The 17282-nt window shown below is 45.6% G+C and carries 16 protein-coding genes and 2 pseudogenes; 11 read left to right on the top strand and 7 right to left on the bottom strand.

What is annotated here, in order from left to right; genetic code table 11:
* Positions 1-31 precede the first annotated feature (31 nt).
* On the bottom strand, positions 32-1345 hold the full coding sequence (locus BCT27_RS21105) for an anaerobic C4-dicarboxylate transporter family protein (RefSeq protein WP_102396860.1): 1314 nt from the start codon (positions 1343-1345) through the stop codon (positions 32-34).
* 339 nt (positions 1346-1684) lie between these two features.
* A complete protein-coding gene (locus BCT27_RS21100; RefSeq protein ID WP_102317001.1) occupies positions 1685-3307 on the bottom strand; it encodes an NAD(P)/FAD-dependent oxidoreductase in 1623 nt (540 codons plus the stop codon).
* A gap of 319 nt (positions 3308-3626) precedes the next feature.
* Between BCT27_RS21100 and BCT27_RS21095 the strand changes: the two genes are divergently transcribed.
* Both BCT27_RS21095 and BCT27_RS21090 read left to right on the top strand, forming a co-directional pair.
* On the top strand, positions 3627-4391 hold the full coding sequence (locus BCT27_RS21095; protein ID WP_102396684.1) for a nuclear transport factor 2 family protein: 765 nt from the start codon (positions 3627-3629) through the stop codon (positions 4389-4391).
* A 130-nt stretch (positions 4392-4521) separates the two neighbouring features.
* On the top strand, positions 4522-4704 hold the full coding sequence (locus tag BCT27_RS21090; RefSeq protein ID WP_017010025.1) for a DUF6435 family protein: 183 nt from the start codon (positions 4522-4524) through the stop codon (positions 4702-4704).
* Positions 4705-4726: 22 nt separating this feature from the next.
* Here BCT27_RS21090 and BCT27_RS21085 read toward each other — a convergent pair whose 3' ends face one another.
* Positions 4727-5680, bottom strand: coding sequence for a LysR family transcriptional regulator (locus tag BCT27_RS21085; protein WP_102396683.1), 954 nt, complete (start codon positions 5678-5680; stop codon positions 4727-4729).
* A gap of 108 nt (positions 5681-5788) precedes the next feature.
* Between BCT27_RS21085 and BCT27_RS21080 the strand changes: the two genes are divergently transcribed.
* A complete protein-coding gene (locus BCT27_RS21080) occupies positions 5789-6274 on the top strand; it encodes a VOC family protein (protein ID WP_102396682.1) in 486 nt (161 codons plus the stop codon).
* A 25-nt stretch (positions 6275-6299) separates the two neighbouring features.
* Complete coding sequence (locus tag BCT27_RS21075; RefSeq protein ID WP_102396681.1) at positions 6300-6680, top strand: nuclear transport factor 2 family protein; 381 nt, start codon at positions 6300-6302, stop codon at positions 6678-6680.
* A 92-nt stretch (positions 6681-6772) separates the two neighbouring features.
* Here the strand turns inward: BCT27_RS21075 and BCT27_RS21070 are convergent.
* The 3 genes and pseudogenes from BCT27_RS21070 to BCT27_RS21060 all read right to left on the bottom strand — a co-directional run.
* A pseudogene (locus BCT27_RS21070) lies at positions 6773-6856 on the bottom strand (HIT family protein); the annotation flags it as partial.
* Position 6857: 1 nt separating this feature from the next.
* On the bottom strand, positions 6858-7334 hold the full coding sequence (locus BCT27_RS21065; protein ID WP_102396680.1) for a dual specificity protein phosphatase family protein: 477 nt from the start codon (positions 7332-7334) through the stop codon (positions 6858-6860).
* A gap of 41 nt (positions 7335-7375) precedes the next feature.
* Positions 7376-7972: a TetR/AcrR family transcriptional regulator gene (locus BCT27_RS21060; protein ID WP_017013790.1), complete on the bottom strand. Its 597-nt coding sequence runs from the start codon at positions 7970-7972 to the stop codon at positions 7376-7378.
* 207 nt (positions 7973-8179) lie between these two features.
* Between BCT27_RS21060 and BCT27_RS21055 the strand changes: the two genes are divergently transcribed.
* From BCT27_RS21055 to BCT27_RS21030, 6 genes and pseudogenes are all read left to right on the top strand, one after another.
* Positions 8180-9295, top strand: coding sequence for an efflux RND transporter periplasmic adaptor subunit (locus tag BCT27_RS21055; protein WP_198597608.1), 1116 nt, complete (start codon positions 8180-8182; stop codon positions 9293-9295).
* Between the two features lie 3 nt (positions 9296-9298).
* Positions 9299-12349, top strand: coding sequence for an efflux RND transporter permease subunit (locus tag BCT27_RS21050; RefSeq protein WP_102396678.1), 3051 nt, complete (start codon positions 9299-9301; stop codon positions 12347-12349).
* Between the two features lie 566 nt (positions 12350-12915).
* On the top strand, positions 12916-13524 hold the full coding sequence (locus tag BCT27_RS21045) for a hypothetical protein (protein ID WP_102396677.1): 609 nt from the start codon (positions 12916-12918) through the stop codon (positions 13522-13524).
* Positions 13499-14560: a DUF262 domain-containing protein gene (locus BCT27_RS21040; protein ID WP_102396676.1), complete on the top strand. Its 1062-nt coding sequence runs from the start codon at positions 13499-13501 to the stop codon at positions 14558-14560. Before BCT27_RS21045 ends, BCT27_RS21040 begins: the two co-directional genes overlap by 26 nt.
* A gap of 302 nt (positions 14561-14862) precedes the next feature.
* Positions 14863-14979, top strand: a pseudogene (locus tag BCT27_RS25915) (alpha-amylase family glycosyl hydrolase); the annotation flags it as partial.
* A 263-nt stretch (positions 14980-15242) separates the two neighbouring features.
* Positions 15243-15731, top strand: coding sequence for a hypothetical protein (locus BCT27_RS21030; protein WP_241908618.1), 489 nt, complete (start codon positions 15243-15245; stop codon positions 15729-15731).
* Between the two features lie 186 nt (positions 15732-15917).
* On the opposite strand, the gene BCT27_RS21025 is transcribed toward BCT27_RS21030, so the two are convergent.
* On the bottom strand, positions 15918-16559 hold the full coding sequence (locus BCT27_RS21025) for a glycine-rich domain-containing protein (RefSeq protein WP_102396674.1): 642 nt from the start codon (positions 16557-16559) through the stop codon (positions 15918-15920).
* Positions 16560-16768: 209 nt separating this feature from the next.
* Here BCT27_RS21025 and BCT27_RS21020 point away from each other — a divergent pair, with 209 nt between their 5' ends.
* A complete protein-coding gene (locus BCT27_RS21020) occupies positions 16769-17257 on the top strand; it encodes a GNAT family N-acetyltransferase (RefSeq protein WP_102396673.1) in 489 nt (162 codons plus the stop codon).
* The last annotated feature ends 25 nt before the right edge of the window (positions 17258-17282 follow it).

Below are 17282 nucleotides of genomic sequence, written 5' to 3'. Positions count from 1 at the left end.
CTCCCATGACCGCGAGAGCATGCTTTTAAAACTACAGAACAAAACCCGCAAAAATAAAGCCGAAGATAATACTGAACACCATGCTCAACAGACCTGGGATCATAAAGCTGTGGTTAAAGATGTATTTACCAATCTTCGTCGTACCCGTGCGGTCAAAGTCGATTGACGCAATGATTGGACCGTAGTTAGGAATGAAGAAGTAACCGTTCACCGCAACAAACGTCGCAATAATCACTTCCACTGGCAATTCCAGCGAAATGGCAACCGGCACCAATACTGCTGTGGTTGCGCCTTGGCTGTTTACCATTACCGACAAACCAAACAAGGCAAATGCAAACGTCCACGGCGCGACTTCTACAAGGCCAGAGACAGTTTCTTTCACGATGTCGCCGTGACCTGCGATGAAGGTGTCACCCAACCATGCAATACCGAAGATCGCCACGATAGCGCGCATACCCGCATGGAACACAGAACCTTGCGTGATTTCATTGCCATCAGGCTTACAAATCAAAATGATCAACGCGCCCATGGATAGCATGATGATTTCAATGGTGTGTGCCATGCCCATGGCAGAACCGTCAAACTGAGGACGAAGTGCTGGGAATGCCCCCATGATGACCACGGCTAGCGCACCAAACAAGAACAGACCAACCGCCGTTTTTGCTTGTGGCTTAACCACGATTTCCGCCACTTCGATTTCTTGTTCCATCTCTTTACGGAACGCAGGATCTTGCATGCGACGTTGATATTCAGGATCGTCTTTCAGCTCTTTACCTAGCTTGTTCACGATGACACATGCTGCAGCTAGACCTAGGAAAGTACCCGGAATCGTGATCGCCAGAACTTGTGCAAGTGTGATGCCTTGTGGCTCAAGGAAAGCAACCAATGCCACAACAGCGGCTGCAATTGGGCTCGCCACAATCGCGAACTGAGAAGCGATAACGGCCATACCCATAGGGCGCTCAGGTCGCACGCCACTACGACGGCTCACTTCCGCGATAACAGGAAGCACGGAATACGCTACGTGACCCGTACCCGCAAGGAAGGTAAATAGATAAGTAACCAATGGCGCGATAAAAGTGATGTGACGAGGATTTTTGCGCAAAATGCTTGAAGCAATCTTGATAAGGTAATCCAAACCACCTGACGCTTGCATTGCCGCAGCCGCAGCAACAACCGCCATGATCATAAGCATTACATCAATCGGTGGGCTGGTAGGTTGAAGACCAAAACCAAAACTCAGGATGGCAAGACCAACGCCACCTAGAACACCTAGACCAATCCCGCCGATGCGAGCCCCGATAAGAATACAGCCGAGAACAATGAAAAACTCGATGAAAAACACATCAATCTCCTTGATGACAACGTTAATAATGAACTCGCGCATCATAGTTATTTCGCGAGTCAAATAATCAATTACGCATCACACTTGGAATTCAAAAGTTTCCTTAAGAATCAGTTGTTTTTCAAAAAGAGCGTTTCAGATCTACCTTTATGATTTTCAGAATCATTGATTAATTTTGTAGCACATATAAATACCGATTAAATAACGAAATATACGTGCCAGAGGCATATATAAATAAAGAAAACCAACAGTGGACATGTGTATGTAGAAATAAAAAAGCCGAAGACAAAAAGTCTTCGGCTAGTATTCGCATCGCGATTTTATTTCAGGGTATTGAGCTTACGCGTTTGCTAACATATCCAATGCCACAGCTTCAGCGATTTTGATACCATCGATACCCGCAGACAAAATACCACCCGCATAACCCGCACCTTCGCCACCAGGGTACAGACCTTTGGTGTTGATGCTTTGGAAATCAGCGCCACGCTTGATTTGTACAGGTGAAGATGTACGCGTTTCAACACCCGTTAACATCGCGTCTTTACTATCAAAACCACGGATTTTCTTTGCAAACGCAGGCAAGGCTTCACGAATCGCTTCAATCGCAAAATCTGGCAGTGCATCGCTCAAATCGGTCATTTTCACATTTGGTTTGTAAGATGGCTCAACCGCTTCATAAGGTTTACCTTCACCCGCCGCCAAGAAATCGCCGACCATTTGAGCAGGCGCATCGTAGTTGCTTCCGCCCATGATGTACGCATTACGCTCAAGCTTACGCTGCAACGCCACACCCTGAAGAGGATCATTGTCGAAATCTTCTGGAGAAATGCCTACCACAATCGCACTGTTCGCATTGCGCTCGCTACGAGAATATTGGCTCATACCATTAGTAACAACAGCATGCTCTTCAGATGTCGCCGCAACAACAACACCGCCCGGACACATACAGAAGCTGTAAACCGAGCGACCATTCTTACAATGGTGAACCAGTTTGTAATCCGCAGCGCCTAGCAGTGGGTGGCCCGCACTCTTACCAAAGCGCGCTTTATCGATCATCTCTTGCTTGTGCTCAATACGGAAACCAATCGAGAACGATTGTGCTTCCATATAAACACCTTTGTCGTGCAGCATTTGGAATGTGTCACGTGCGCTGTGGCCGATAGCAGCAACAACATGCTTACTGTTGATCACTTCACCGCCGTTGAGCGTCACGCCTGTCACATGTTGATCGTCGCCTGTCCCTTCAATGTTGATCTCATCAACACGCGTTTCAAAACGAATTTCACCGCCAAGCTCGATGATCTTACGGCGCATTTTCTCAACCATGGTCACCAGTTTGTAGGTACCAATGTGCGGTTTGCTTACGTAAATAATTTCTGCAGGTGCGCCCGCAGCAACAAATTCTTGTTTTACTTTCAGGCCTTTAAAGCCTGGATCTTTCACTTGGCTATACAGCTTACCGTCAGAGAACGTCCCTGCACCACCTTCCCCAAATTGGACATTGGATTCGGTGTTCAACTCGCTCGTACGCCAAAAGCGGAATGTGTCTTTCGCACGTTCATGCACCGATTTACCGCGCTCAAGAACGATTGGCTTGAAGCCCATTTGCGCAAGAATTAGCGCCACGAACACACCACATGGCCCCATACCAATCACGATTGGGCGCTCAGTTAAGTTAGCCGGTGCGGTAGCAACATATTTGTATTCAGTATCTGGCGAAACGCGAACGTTATGATCGTTCTCAAACCCTTTTAACAGCTGCTCTTCATCAACATCTGTTAGCGTCACGTCCAAGGTATAAATAAGAGTAATTTGATTTTTTTTACGCGCATCATAACCACGTTTGAAAACATGGATATCAACCAACTGCTGCTCAGAGATAGACAGAACCTCTAACACATAACGCTGCAGCGCATCTTCACTGTGATCCAGCGGTAGTTTAACTTGGTTGATACGAATCATAATTCACCTGATATTGGGCATAAAATTAGGCGCGTAGTTTACGTTATCTTTCAATAAAATGTAATACAGATCACACAAAGATAAATTATCTTAGTAATCAGAAAGATAAAGCAAGAATCTACTAAAAATATCACCTGCGATGGCAAGTTGACGCGAAGAGCAAAGCGACGCACCTCAGAGAGACATTGTACGCACGTCAAAACACGCCTTTTGTGTTCTTTTCAAAACAACAAGTCTCACCGTGATTGGTTTATGAGGCAACTGTTCACATTGCTTTCAGCTACACTCGTTTGCAATCAGCATGAAAGGGACAAGATGTATGAGTGCAGAACGGAAGCAATGGATACACGATCTTCTAAAAAAAGGAATTGAAAACGGTGATGCTCACGCTGTCGCTGTCGTTGACGAATCACAGTATGTACAGCACAACCCAATGACCAAAGAAGGTGGAATTGGACTCGCAGAACTGTTCACTCAACTCGCGAAAACAAACCCTCATGTAGAAATCATCCGCATTTTTTCCGATGGCGATTACATCTTTGCCCACACAGAGTACGATTTCAGCAGCGAGAAGATCTGCTTTGAAGTGTTCCGTTTCGAAGGCGACAAAACGGTCGAGCACTGGGATAACCTTCAACTTAAACAAGCGCCCAACGTTTCTGGCCATTCAATGACTGATGGCACAACGCAGGTTAGTGACATTGCACAGACAGAAAGCAATCGCGCCACCATCAACGCCTTCGTTCAAGATGTTCTGATTAACAAGCAAGCCCACCTGATGCTTGATTACATGAATGCAAACAATTACACCGAACATAACCCACAACTTAGCGACGACATTGATTCACTGATCGCTGCGTTGGGCACAGCAGACCAACCCGCGACCCTTCTCTACGAAACCCATCATCGCACCCTTGCTGAAGGCAACTTCGTTCTTAGCGTCTGCGAAGGCTTCCGAATGGGCGAGCATACTGCCTTTTACGATTTGTACCGCCTTGAGAATGGAAAGATCGTGGAGCATTGGGACACGGTCGAAACCGTTCCGCCGCGTTCAGTATGGAATAACGAGAACGGGAAGTTCTAGGCCTTAAGCTTGTTCAAACATTCTGAGTACCCTTCTGGGTAAACGTTGAACCAAGAATAAACGCTGAATCACTGATCTTGGTTCAAGGTGCATGCGTAATACGATTGAACTTAATGTCTAAGGATTACGCATGTTTTCATTCTTCAAAAAAGACCCGACCAAAAAACTTCGAAACACGTACAAGGCAAAATTAGAACAGGCAATGAAGGCGCAACGAAATGGTGACATCAAAACCTATTCGCTGATAACCGCTGAGGCAGAAGATATTTGGCAAGAAATCGAAAAGATCGAGAGTAGCGTCAAATCATCCTAAACAATGTGCAGCACTGTCAGGCTCACTCGAATCGATCCCAATAAGCTGATCCATTTCCTAGTTTTTCGACGATGAAATCCAAAAACACTCTGACTTTTTCTGGCAAATAGTCCCGTTCAGGGTAAACAGAATAGAGATTTTTGTAGGGCATTTCATAGTCGTCAAACAAAGCAACCAGCTCTCCGTTCCGAATGGCCTCTCCGACAACAAATGTCGGAAGCCTTGCTACGCCGGAACCTGCAATTACAGCGTCTCGAAGTGCCACGCTATTATTAACACGGTAATTGCCTGCGACTTTCACCTTGCAGAGGTCACCGCTTTTTGACGAAAACGTCCACACATCCGCATTACTGGAATAGCTATACGTGAGGCAATTTACATGTACCAGTTGTTCCGGTTTTGTCAGGTGCTTACGATGTTTGTTATGAAAAGCGGGAGACACGCACACGATGCTATGCAACGGCACCAAACGTCGTGCAATCAAGCTCGAATCCGTTAATTCTCCTCCTGTTCTAATCGCCAGATCATACCCCTGCTCAATGAGGTTAACGTCGCGGTCATCCAACACTAAGTCGATATGAAGCTGAGGATGAAGCGCCAGAAACTCAGGGATTAGCGGGGCAATGTGCAATTGGCCTATCGACATCGGCAACAGCACCTTCAGCACGCCTTTTGGTTCGCCTTGCAACTCCCCCACCGCATCTTCTGCTTGTTTTGCCGCTCTACTGGCTTGTGCTGCGTATTGGTAATAGCGTTCACCCGCCTCAGTCAAACTGAGTTTTCGCGTGGTGCGATGAAACAGTCGTGCACCTAGCTGCGCTTCCAACTGTGTGATTCTCTTACTCACCGCCGATTTAGAGATATTGAGTACACGCGCGGCACTTGAAAAGCCCCCCGTATCCGCAACAGCAACAAAAATCGGAATCGCATTAAACGTATCCACACACACCACCAATTGTTGATAAAAACTCAACATAGAGTCTACATAAAACCATATTGTTTACAAATTTAAACAAGCCTAAAGTTTCACCATCAACGTGATGACTGTGACAACGAAGTCGAAATACAGATGGTGGAGGTAAACATGGTGCGCTTAGAACATATCAATTTAGTGATGGAAGACATTCGACCAACGTTAGCTTTTTTGCTGACCGCGTTCCCGCAGTGGCGAGTCCGTGGTGAAGGCGATATGACATGGGGCAGTGCAGATTATGCATCGACCCGTCATTGGCTTCATGTAGGAGATGATGATTATTACCTGACACTCAACGACGGAGCTGTTGGCGAAATTAGGGATCTTAAAGGTATTCAACCCGGCGTCGCACACATAGGTTTCGTGGTTGACGACCTTCAAAGCGTCATTCACCGCTTATCACTCAAAGGGTTCAGTGTTGATATTAAAGGCCGCGACCACCCTTTCCGACAAACCGTGTATTACAACGACCCTGCAGGCTTTCAATTTGAATTCTTGCAATACAACAGCGACAAACCGTCAGAGAAAAACATGTACGGCGGCGAAAGCGGCGAGCTCGAAAAGAAAGAGACCAACCAGAATACAACCCATGCATAAGATGCAGTAAAGAGAGGTAAGAAAAATGGATATTCAACAAGTCGACACCCTAGTACGAAATTTATACCAAGCCGTTGACAATAAGAACGTTGATTACCTTAGTAACGTGTTAACTGAACAGAGCCGCTTTCGTCTGGGTAATTACCCAGAAGTGACTGACAAAACACAAATCCTAGAAGGAAATCGTCAGTTCTTTTCCAGCATAGAAGCCATGAAACACACCATTGATAACATTGTGTTTCAACGCTCAGATAAGACGGATTCTACCCATATAAGTTGTTTTGGTACTGTGGACTATGTGAGATTAGATGGCAGTGAACACGCCGCCGTTTTTTCTACGTTTTTAGATGTGAAAAATGGTTTAATTTCGGATTATCGGGTGTTTGCAGACTTATCGGGTTTATAGGCATCACACATAAAGACCGAGCTCCGTGTCGTACTCGGTTTCCCCCTTTGTCTATCCGCGATTCCTGTTCCCTTTTCCTCGTTCACAGAGCGATCTGCGAAAGCGATCACATCTGGAGACTCGTACACAATCACCGCGTCTAATTCTCTCGCCACAATTTGTTCAATGATTGTCATTTCATGCTCCTTGCTCGAAAGCCGCCAACACTTTCAACGAAAATACCTCCCAACCCGGGGCGGTAAATACGATATCTCGGATGGCTTTGATTTGATGGTAAGCGTCATTCGCGCTCATCTTTTGTGAATGCATCAGATAGGCGGCGAGCGCAATGCCTGTTCGATCTTTTCCAGAGCGACAATGTACGATGACTTTTCCAAGTGAGCGATGGCGAGCGATGAATTCAACAATGCGAGGTAAAGCGTCAAGGCAAAAACTGACATCACCCTGTAGCGGGGGCGCGTTACTTGATAGAGGAATATGTGCGTAGTCGATTCCACACTCTTTAAGGCGCGCGATATGCACGCCTTCTCCATCATTCATGGACAAAATTGCGGTGATACCTGCATCAGCGAGTTGAACGATATCCCAAGGGTCTTTGTCGGGACCAGAACGACCACCCACTGCGTTATCTTCTATCCAGAATATTTGTTCCATTGCGTCACTCGCTCCTTGCTTATTCACTCAATGAGGCAAGCCTACTCCACCCCACACGCCCCCAACACCACATTGACAACATGCTCGATCTTATCATCGATGTCCTTCCCTTCTGGGATAGCGCGCATTTCGAAGACTTGTGGCCACAGGAACATGCCGTTGAACAGGCTCGAGTAGGTGTTTGTGAAAAGCTCGGGGGTCATGTTTTTAAGCTTGCCCGCTTCCAACCCTTCTGCAAACCATGCAGAGAGTGCTTTGGCATTATAGAGCTTGGAAATGATGGTGTGTGCCATGTCAGGCTGGCGAAGAAACTCGATCAGGATGACACGCGTCAGCGGAATACCGTAGGAGTGATAAAGAATATCGACTTCCTTTCGGCTAATGGCTTTCAGCTGCTCATAGGCGCTGATTTCTGGGTCAAACGGATAGCTGACGGTTTCATCGATTGACGCTTGAATGATGGTCAGCACCGATTCAAACAACACCTCTTTGCTCTCAAAATGGCGATACAGCGTGCGCTTCGACACTTCTGCAGAGGTGCAGACTCTGTCCATATTTGCAGCGATAAAACCATGTTGAATAAATTCTTCTCTCGCCGCGTTGATGATGGCCAGACGTTTTTGTTCCGAGCGTGTCATTACATTTCTCCGTTTACCGACACACCAACTTTAGCAAGGCAGATCACCAAAGTACACTTTTGAGTTTACCTTTGACAAAAACACACCTAAAATAAACTCCAGAGTTTACTTCTGGGCGATACAACGGCTTAGAAATAACCAATAAACACATAAACCTTCAAACAGCGGTCGCGCCTGACCCTTCTTTCTAAGGAGAAAAAGGTGAACATGATTTCTAAAAAGTCAGCATTGGCAACATTCAAAGCCAATACCCTCGCTGCGAGCATCGCGGTGTCTGTCCTTCTATTGAGTGGCTGTGGCGAGAAAGAGGTTCAGCAAGTGGCTGCCCCCGTAGTTAAACCAGCCCTTACCGAACTTGTGTCAGCACGTGGCAGTGATGAACTGAGTTTCAATGGTGTGATCCGTGCGGCTGAACGTGCTGATCTCGCGTTTCGTATTGGCGGCCGTCTCACCGATGTGTTTGTGAAAGAAGGCGACCAAGTCAAAGAAGGCCAAGTGTTGGCAGTGCTTGATGCGCGTGATGCAAAAACCGCGTTGGAATCTGCCAAGCTAGAACTGAAAAACACCGAAGTGGAATACCGCCGTGCGAAGGCGATTTTCGACAAGAGCCAAGCCATTTCTAAAAGCGATTTGGACGCCATCACCACGCGCTACGACTTAGCCAAGAACCGTGTGGACGATGCAACGCGTCAGCTTGAATACACCGAATTAAAAGCCCCGTTTGACGGCATCATTGGCCGTAAATTCGTCGATAACCACGTTCAAATTCAAGCGAACGAAACCATCGTGGCGTTACAGGATCTGAGCGATTTGGAAGTGGTGATCAACATTCCTCACAAAGTGATGTTGTCTGGCCTAAATCAAACCAAAGCCTTGGCAGAACTGTCTGCGATTCCGGGTCAACAATTCCCGCTGGTTCTCCGTACCTACGCCACCGAAGCTGATCCTGTTTCCCAAACCTACCCCGTTGTTTTGGGCTTTGAAGATTTAAAAGGCTTCCGCGCCTTGCCGGGCATGGCGGTCAAAGTCGTCCCTGCTGATGCGAGCAATGGTCAAGAACAAGCGCAGGTTTTAACGGTGCCTCTCACTGCGGTCGTTCCTGACAACCAAGGCAAACAGTTTGTGTGGGTGATCAACGCAGACAACAAAGCTGAGAAACGCTTTATCGAGGTCGGCGCACTTAGCAAAAACCGCATCGTAGTCAAAAGTCACCTCGCGCAAGGAGAGCGTGTGGTAATCGCAGGTGTGTCGAGCATTCGCGAAGGATTGGAAGTGCGTCCTTACACAGACAAGTCGTCTGCTAAAAACAATGGCGGAGCGTAATCGATGGACTTAGCACGTATTACCATCGCCAAACGCACCAGTGTTTGGGTATTGATTGCCCTCACGCTGCTGGGTGGCTACATCAGTTATTTGAAGCTCGGGCGCTTTGAAGATCCTGAGTTCGTTATCCGTCAGGCTGTTATCAATACACCATATTCAGGCGCAACGGCACAAGAAGTGTCAGACGAAGTCACGGACGTGATTGAAGGCGCGGTGCAATCGCTTCAAGAACTTAAAGAAGTGAAATCCGTGTCGAAACAAGGCATGTCGGAAGTCACGGTCGAAATCAAACTCGAGTTCGCCAAAAGCGCGGCGGATTTACAGCAAGTGTGGGACAAACTTCGCCGCAAGATTTCCGATGTGCAGCGACAGCTCCCTCCCGGCGCTGGCCCTTCTATCGTCAACGATGATTTCGCCGACGTGTATGCACTCTTCTTTGCCGTCACCGGCGAAGGGTTTACCGACAAGCAACTGCAAGACTACGTCGATACCTTGCGTCGTGACTTAGTGCTGGTGCCAGGGGTTGCAAAAACCTCCACGTTAGCCGAACAACAAGAAACCATTTTTGTTGAAATCTCCAGCGAACGTTTAGCGAAATTCGGCGTATCTGCGGAGAAAGTCTACCAAGTGCTGCAAAAGCAGAACATGGTAACGGTAGCAGGCAGCATCGAAACCGACGCCATGCGTATTCCCGTGATCCCAAGTTCAAGCATTGATTCGTTCGCTGACTTGAAGAACCTGCAAATCGCCGTTGGCAACAACAATACCGTGCTGCGTTTGGGCGACATTGCTGACGTCACCCGCGGCTACAAAGAACCGGCATCTATGCTGATGCGCTACAACGGTGAACGTGCGATTGGCTTTGGTATCTCCAATGTCACCGGCGGTAACGTGGTCGACATGGGTGATGCGGTAAAAGCACGCATTGCAGAATTGGATGACCAACGCCCGTTGGGCATGGAACTGCATGTCATTTCCATGCAATCCGACTCGGTGCGCGATTCTGTCACCAACTTCATTGATAACCTGATTGCGGCAGTCGCCATCGTCTTTGTCGTGTTGCTGCTGTTCATGGGCGTGCGCTCCGGCGTGATCATCGGCTTTGTTCTGCTGCTGACCGTCGCAGGCACACTGTGCGTGATGTTAATCGAAGACATCGCCATGCAGCGCATTTCATTGGGTGCGTTGATCATCGCGCTGGGCATGTTGGTCGATAACGCCATCGTGGTGACCGACGGTATTTTGGTGCGCTTCCAGCAAAACCCAGATGAAGACCGTGAAACCATCGTCTCAGACGTGGTGAATGCCACCAAATGGCCACTGCTTGGCGGTACGGTCGTCGGTATCTGTGCGTTCAGCGCAATTGGCTTGTCCCCTTCCGACATGGGTGAATACGCGGGTTCCCTGTTCTGGGTGATCTTGTATTCCATGTTCCTAAGTTGGGTGTTTGCCGTCACCATCACGCCGATGCTTTGCTTGGATTTCCTCAAAGTGAAAGCCGCAAAAGCCGACCAAAAACCGGGCCGCGTCGTCACCGCCTACAAAGGCTTGTTGCAATGGGTATTGGCGCATCGTGCATTGAGTTCACTCATGCTGCTTGGCACACTCGCCACCGCCATGTGGAGCGTGCAGTTCGTGCCGCCGGGCTTCATGCCTGAATCACAACGTGCGCAGTTTGTTGTCGATGTTTACTTGCCGCAAGGCTCTGACATCAAACGCACCGAAGCATTGGTCGCGAACATTGAAAAAGATGTGCAAGCCAAAGAAGGCATCACCAATATTTCTAGCTTCATTGGCGGCGGTGGTTTGCGTTTCATGCTGACCTACGCACCCGAAGCGCGTAACCCAAGTTACGGTCAATTGCTGATCGACATCGACGATTACAAAAAAATCGCGCCATTGTTGGGAGAGCTACAACACGCGCTTTCCGTGAAATACCCAGATGCATCTATCAAGGTATGGAAGTTCATGCTCGGTCGCGGGGGCGGCAAGAAAATTGAAGCTGGCTTTAAAGGCCCAGACAGTGCCGTGCTGCGTGAATTGGCGGAAAAAGCCAAAGCCATCATGCTAAACGACCCGAACTTGATTGCCGTGCAAGACGATTGGCGTCAACAAGTGCCTGTGCTTCGCCCCGTGTATTCCGCGGAAGACGCTCAACGCTATGGGTTGACGACACAAGAGATCAACCAAGCAGTTGCGCAAACCTTGTCTGGTCGCAGTGTGGGTGTGTACCGCGAAGGCGACGATTTGATTCCAATTGTGGTGCGCTCGCCAGAAGCAGAACGTAACCATCAGCGTGCGATTGAAAACACCGAAGTGTTTAGCCACACCGTTGGTGGTTTCATTCCCGTTAGCCAAGTCGTGGAGTCGGTCGATGTGGTGTACCAAGATGACATGCTGCGTCGTATTGACCGCACCCCAACCATTCTGGTGCAAGCTGACCCTGCCCCAGGCGTGTTAACGGCGGATGCGTTCAACAAGGTTCGCGCTGAAATTGAAGCTCTCGAATTACCAGCGGGTTATACCCTGAAATGGTACGGCGAATACAAGGCATCAAAAGACGCGAACGAAGGCTTGGTGATTTCTGCACCGTACGGTTTTGCCGCGATGATTTTGTCCGTCATCTTTATGTTCAACGCGATCCGTCAGCCGTTGGTGATTTGGCTAACTGCCCCGCTCGCCATCATTGGTGTGACGGTCGGTTTGATCATCTTCCAAACGCCGTTTGAGTTTATGGCGATACTCGGCTTCTTGAGCCTGATCGGGATGATGGTGAAAAACGCCATTGTATTGGTCGACCAAGCCGACGTGGAAATCAAAGATGGCAAAACCGCCTACAACGCGATTATCGACGCCGCACTCAGCCGCGCAAGGCCAGTATTGCTAGGCGCATTGACCACCATCTTAGGTGTCGCCCCCCTCTTGGTAGACCCGTTCTTCAAGAGTATGGCCGTCACCATCATGTTTGGTCTGCTGTTCGCGACCATCCTGACCTTGGTAGTTATCCCGCTGTTCTATGCGATTTTCTTTAGGGTGAAGGTGGAACCGGTTTAAGCGCTAAAGCTGAAAAGTAGAGAGCAAAACGCCACGTGATTACGTGGCGTTTTTGTAGGTGCTCAAAGAACAGTCGCTTTGATCAAGAATGTGTTGAAGAGCTAAAATTTTTAGGCATCAAGTTGCGCTATTTGCTGTACTATTCGTGAGGTTAATGCACAGTATGCAATGTTGCTCGTATGAATTGAGCTATGGGTATAGTGAACAGTACATATTTAGGTCGGGACGCCCGATTTCTACAATTTCTAGTTTGGCATAAATGGTTATCTGGCTGATTTTCAATCACTAAATTTAAAGTCTGTTCTGCTGTAAGCGGACTAGTCGGGCGTCCCGATTTTGGACTAAACGGGCAAGTTGCCGATAGTAAGGTGTTATATGTTTAAAGCAAACGAAATGTACTCAGTTGTTAAGCCTCTTGAAAACCTTTTTATTCAATTTTAAAAAGTTTTGCTTTTTTTCATACATCGTTCTATTTTGTCTTTATTTTTGTACTTTTAAACGATAAAGTTAGGCGAAAATATACTCCTAACATGCGCCATTGTATATATTATAAGTTTGGGAAAAATATGGAAATACTAGAATCCCTTAAGAAAGGGTTGGAATCTGGAGACAGCGATAATGATCTAGCAAGAAAGTTTTTCTTGTCATATCAGACATTAATTTTTAAAGATCAACAAGATACTGAATTTTCAATCAAAGATCGCATTAAAAAAGAACTTAACATACCTTTCGTTAGTATTCAGGTTACTGGTTCTTCAAAGACAGGCGTTAGCTTTTTTAAAAAAACCAAATTCACTGAAGGTGAATCTGATCTAGATATATCAATCATCAACTTAGATTTATATAATCATTTCTTGGAAGAAGTACATAAGATTACAAATGGCTTTACTGACTTATCAGTCTTTCCTGAATTCAAAGGAAAATCAACCGACAAGCAATTTATCAACAATTTAAAGAAAGGATTTATAAACCCTTTCTTTATGCCTGACTGTGAAAAAAAATCCAAATGGCTGGATTTTTTTAGAGAAGTATCTAACGACTACTTCCGTTTATTCAAAAGTATTAACGGAGCAATTTATTCATCAGAGTACTTTTTTGAGTGTAAACAAGCTGAATGTATTGAAGAATTTAAAGGGAATATGAAAGCATATGATTCGTTACCAAGTAAGATCTAAAGAACTGATAGACTTAGTCAATGAAATTAAATCTCGAAGACTAATTTTGTCCCCGTATTTTCAAAGGAATTTAGTTTGGCGTGATGTCCACAAAATTGATTTTATTAAAACAATTTTGATGGGCTTACCATTCCCTCAAATATTTATTGCGAAAGGAAGTATAGATTTAGAATCAATGACAACTACTTCATGTATTGTTGACGGACAACAAAGAATGTCAGCAATAGTTGAGTTTACTTCTAACAAATTAAAAGTTGATTCAAAATTATTTAAGGACTTCACGCCAGAAATTAGAGAAAAAGTACTTAAATATCAAATTCCAATCATTGACTTGGATTTACAGAATGATGCCCCTGAGGTTAAGGAAATATTTCAAAGATTAAATAGAACATTTTATTCTTTGAATGCTATTGAGAAACTTTCCTCAGAATATGCTGCTTCAGAATTTATGCTGATAGCAAAGCACTTTACAGGAGAGATAGTATTTAAAGAAGAATCAGATGAAGACTCTCTTTTATTAATAGACCCGACCATACCTGAATCATTCATCGAATGGGCAAACTCTCATGAAGTGAACCATTTTAAAAAATTAATAGTTGAAGGTAATGTGTTTACGCCATATGAAATCAGCAGGCAAATTCATTTAATGTTTACATTGAACTTATTAGCCACTTTCAAGGGCGGCCTTTACACTCGTAATGAATTAGCAACTAGGTATTTAGATGAATTAAAAGAAGGCTTTGAAGAAAAAGACCAGGTTTTAGATAGGCTTGAGAGTACTTCAGAGTTTATTTTGAAGCTTGATTTATCGAATAAGTCATACTGGTTTAATAAAGCAAATATGTTTAGTTTATTTAGTCATTTAATGAAAACAGACAATCTGACTCTTTTGGGTGAAATAGACGAAGTAAAAGAAAAACTAAACTCTTTTGAGCAAAATATTCCAGCTGATTATCAAATAGCAGCAAAAGAAGGTGTGAATAACAGAAAAGAAAGGCTCATTAGGGCTCAACATCTGAAAGACCTATTAGGTTAACAACGGGGACATATATGGACGCTCTCTGAACGTCAAGTCAATACGCTCTTGTCGTTTCGCATAGCGAGACGATATTGAGGTTGTTTTTGCCACTGCGTTCAGTGTTGATGCTCAGGTTTTCATTCCCTTTAAGGGAGCGGAACAGAGGAAATAGCGGGGACAGGCACTTTTAGAAAAGCACAATATTATCAGTTGCATACAGTCAGTGTCCCCAAGCTCAAAGACGCTGAGTAAAGATAAATGGTCGGCCTTGGAACGATATCCTTTTCATATTGTTTGATTGCCAACCATTTTGATTGCTAATGACTAAACCCCGTTCATCCCTAATCAGTATCGACGCAACCCCTTACTATCACTGCGTTTCACGTTGTGTTCGGCGATCATTTCTTTGTGGGTATGATGAAAAAGCCCAGCAATCCCCTTGGCAACGTTGTCCAAGCGACGGCAGCTAGAACCTATAAACTGTGAATCCCTCCGTATACCTCTGATACAAAAGGCTAATTAGCACGAGATACTGTTACCATCACTTTGAATATTCAGGTATCGGGCGAACAATTAAAGGTAAGCCACACATGTATGGAAGCGAGAGTAAGAGGACGTTTTGTAATCAACGCAAGAAACTGACCTTACTTGAATATGCCGCCTTCGGTAAGGTTGCTATGTGTAGAAAAGGGATATTGAATTGCTAAAACAATGGATGAAATTACTAAGCGTGTTCACCTTGGGCGCAGCATTTTGCTTTACCATTGGACTCTATTTCGTCAGTGATATCTTAGACCGTAACAAAGAACTGATTTCAAAAATGGCGCAAGGCCAACTAGAGTTATCCCGATACTCTTATAGCAATGAAGCAAAGGAAATCATAAAAGCATCTAACGCCCTCGCCCTTGAATCGTCTTGTGACGGAGAACTTTCGTCAGATATACCCGAAGCACTCTCTTTAACTAGCTTATTTTTGGGTACTATCACACACCAAACAACGAAGACTCATGAACAGTCTATGGCGACTGCGCTCATCGTTCTAAGTCACCTTCGAGATAGTGGCAAAGTTGAAACCGCCGACTCGCTTCTTGTCGCAATAAAAAGTTACTGTGAAGCAAACCTCAACATTTTCATGAGTTGTGAAAAAATAGATAACACCCTACCTAGCTTTCAGCCAGATTGCGGATAGAAAATCAAAACAACGCAATAGCGGGGACAGGCACCTTTAGAAAAACACAATTTTGTCAATTGCATGCATTCAGTGCCCTCAAGCTCAAAGACGCTTAGTAAAGATAAATGGTTGGCTTTGGAACAACATGCTTTTCATATCGTTTGATCGCCAACCATTTTGACTGCAAATGATCTGAGACTGGCACTAATCACCCCCACCGCATCCTCCGCCGCCATCGCCACTTGCGCAGCTTGAACCCGCACAGCCAGAAGAGCAGCCAATATGGCTGGCGCAGTAGCCAATGCCATTCGTTGCGGATGACGTGTTCTGACAATCAAGCGAATAGATGAAACCGTCTTCGATATTGAGCTTCGCATCAATGGCAAAAAGCAGTGGTAATTTAGTCGGGTGAATGGGGTTAATGCTTTCTCTTGCACAGGCTAAGCGCCAAGCACGTTTGATCCCCTCTTGAGCGGAGGTGGGTGTTTTCATCGCTTCTGTTGGTGTGTGGTGAAGAAACCGTCCAAACGCTTTATCACAAAACTGCTGGTATTCCTTGGTGAACAAGATGAACTCGTGCCAAGCAACGTCAACCACCTGTGAAGGCATCGCAACCTGCTTTTTGTTCGCCTGATTGCAGATGGTGAGATACTCTTTGAGGCCATCTATCACTAACATCAAATCTTGATCAGTGAGATGCGGGTATTTATTCGCGACTTTCTTTTTAATCACTGAATTGAAACGATAAGTCCCAATGAAAACCAACTGCGCTTTCCGCTTTTTCTTGTAGGCAAACACACCCCAAAACATGCTCACCAACACGATGAGAAATATCCCTATATTCATCAATTCGTCCATTCCCTTTTTGTACGCTAAATCAATCGTATCTAAATTGAAAAAGAAAAACTCAATTTCAGTAAGAATCAATGAGGTTTAATGGTTCAACATGAATATGCACACCCTATAATGCGCACCACTGCACGCTCCTACTCCATCCATTCAGGTAGAATATTTATCATTTATTCAATGATTTATTTCGAGGATAGTCATTAGAAATGGACGGTATAAACGTTTCTTTAGAAGCCATGGATTCAGCGTCATTCTCCGAGTATTTGCAATTCGCCATCCCCTCTTACGCGCATGACAATGTCGAGTCTGGTCGGTGGGAAAAATCCGACGCATTGGAACGCTCGAAAAAGGTTTATGCGCAACTTTTGCCAGAGGGGTTAAACAGCCCAGACGACCACTTATTCAACATCATTGAAGGCGCGACGAACCAAAACGTTGGCTACATTTGGGTGAAAATTGAAACCCATTTTGGGGTGAAATCTGCGTTTATCTATGGTGTCGGAATATTCGAAGATTATCGCCGTAAGGGCTACGCTAAATCAGCCCTTCGCTGCATTGAAACGGTAGCATCTGACCTTGGCGCAACCAGCCTTGGCCTTCACGTTTTTAGCCATAATTCAGCGGCTCAGTCACTCTATTCAAGCGTGGGTTATCACGTCGTTAGCCACAACATGAAGAAGAGTTTGGTTAGTTAATTGGGGAAAGCGACGCTGTCACTTC

The organism is Enterovibrio norvegicus, assembly GCF_002876705.1.
Classification (GTDB): domain Bacteria; phylum Pseudomonadota; class Gammaproteobacteria; order Enterobacterales; family Vibrionaceae; genus Enterovibrio; species Enterovibrio norvegicus_B.
This window is presented reverse-complemented; position numbering and strand designations above follow the sequence as displayed.

What these genes read in the sequence shown, in the direction of transcription:
- BCT27_RS21085 (WP_102396683.1), bottom strand. Translation starts at nt 5,680, where the DNA reads ATGTTGAGTTTTTATCAACAATTGGTGGTGTGTGTGGATACGTTTAAT.
- BCT27_RS21050 (WP_102396678.1), top strand. Translation starts at nt 9,299, where the DNA reads ATGGACTTAGCACGTATTACCATCGCCAAACGCACCAGTGTTTGGGTA.
- BCT27_RS21055 (WP_198597608.1), top strand. Translation starts at nt 8,180, where the DNA reads ATGATTTCTAAAAAGTCAGCATTGGCAACATTCAAAGCCAATACCCTC.
- BCT27_RS21065 (WP_102396680.1), bottom strand. Translation starts at nt 7,334, where the DNA reads ATGGAACAAATATTCTGGATAGAAGATAACGCAGTGGGTGGTCGTTCT.
- BCT27_RS21090 (WP_017010025.1), top strand. Translation starts at nt 4,522, where the DNA reads ATGTTTTCATTCTTCAAAAAAGACCCGACCAAAAAACTTCGAAACACG.
- BCT27_RS21045 (WP_102396677.1), top strand. Translation starts at nt 12,916, where the DNA reads ATGGAAATACTAGAATCCCTTAAGAAAGGGTTGGAATCTGGAGACAGC.
- BCT27_RS21040 (WP_102396676.1), top strand. Translation starts at nt 13,499, where the DNA reads ATGATTCGTTACCAAGTAAGATCTAAAGAACTGATAGACTTAGTCAAT.
- BCT27_RS21060 (WP_017013790.1), bottom strand. Translation starts at nt 7,972, where the DNA reads ATGACACGCTCGGAACAAAAACGTCTGGCCATCATCAACGCGGCGAGA.
- BCT27_RS21080 (WP_102396682.1), top strand. Translation starts at nt 5,789, where the DNA reads ATGGTGCGCTTAGAACATATCAATTTAGTGATGGAAGACATTCGACCA.
- BCT27_RS21025 (WP_102396674.1), bottom strand. Translation starts at nt 16,559, where the DNA reads ATGAATATAGGGATATTTCTCATCGTGTTGGTGAGCATGTTTTGGGGT.
- BCT27_RS21100 (WP_102317001.1), bottom strand. Translation starts at nt 3,307, where the DNA reads ATGATTCGTATCAACCAAGTTAAACTACCGCTGGATCACAGTGAAGAT.
- BCT27_RS21020 (WP_102396673.1), top strand. Translation starts at nt 16,769, where the DNA reads ATGGACGGTATAAACGTTTCTTTAGAAGCCATGGATTCAGCGTCATTC.
- BCT27_RS21095 (WP_102396684.1), top strand. Translation starts at nt 3,627, where the DNA reads ATGAGTGCAGAACGGAAGCAATGGATACACGATCTTCTAAAAAAAGGA.
- BCT27_RS21075 (WP_102396681.1), top strand. Translation starts at nt 6,300, where the DNA reads ATGGATATTCAACAAGTCGACACCCTAGTACGAAATTTATACCAAGCC.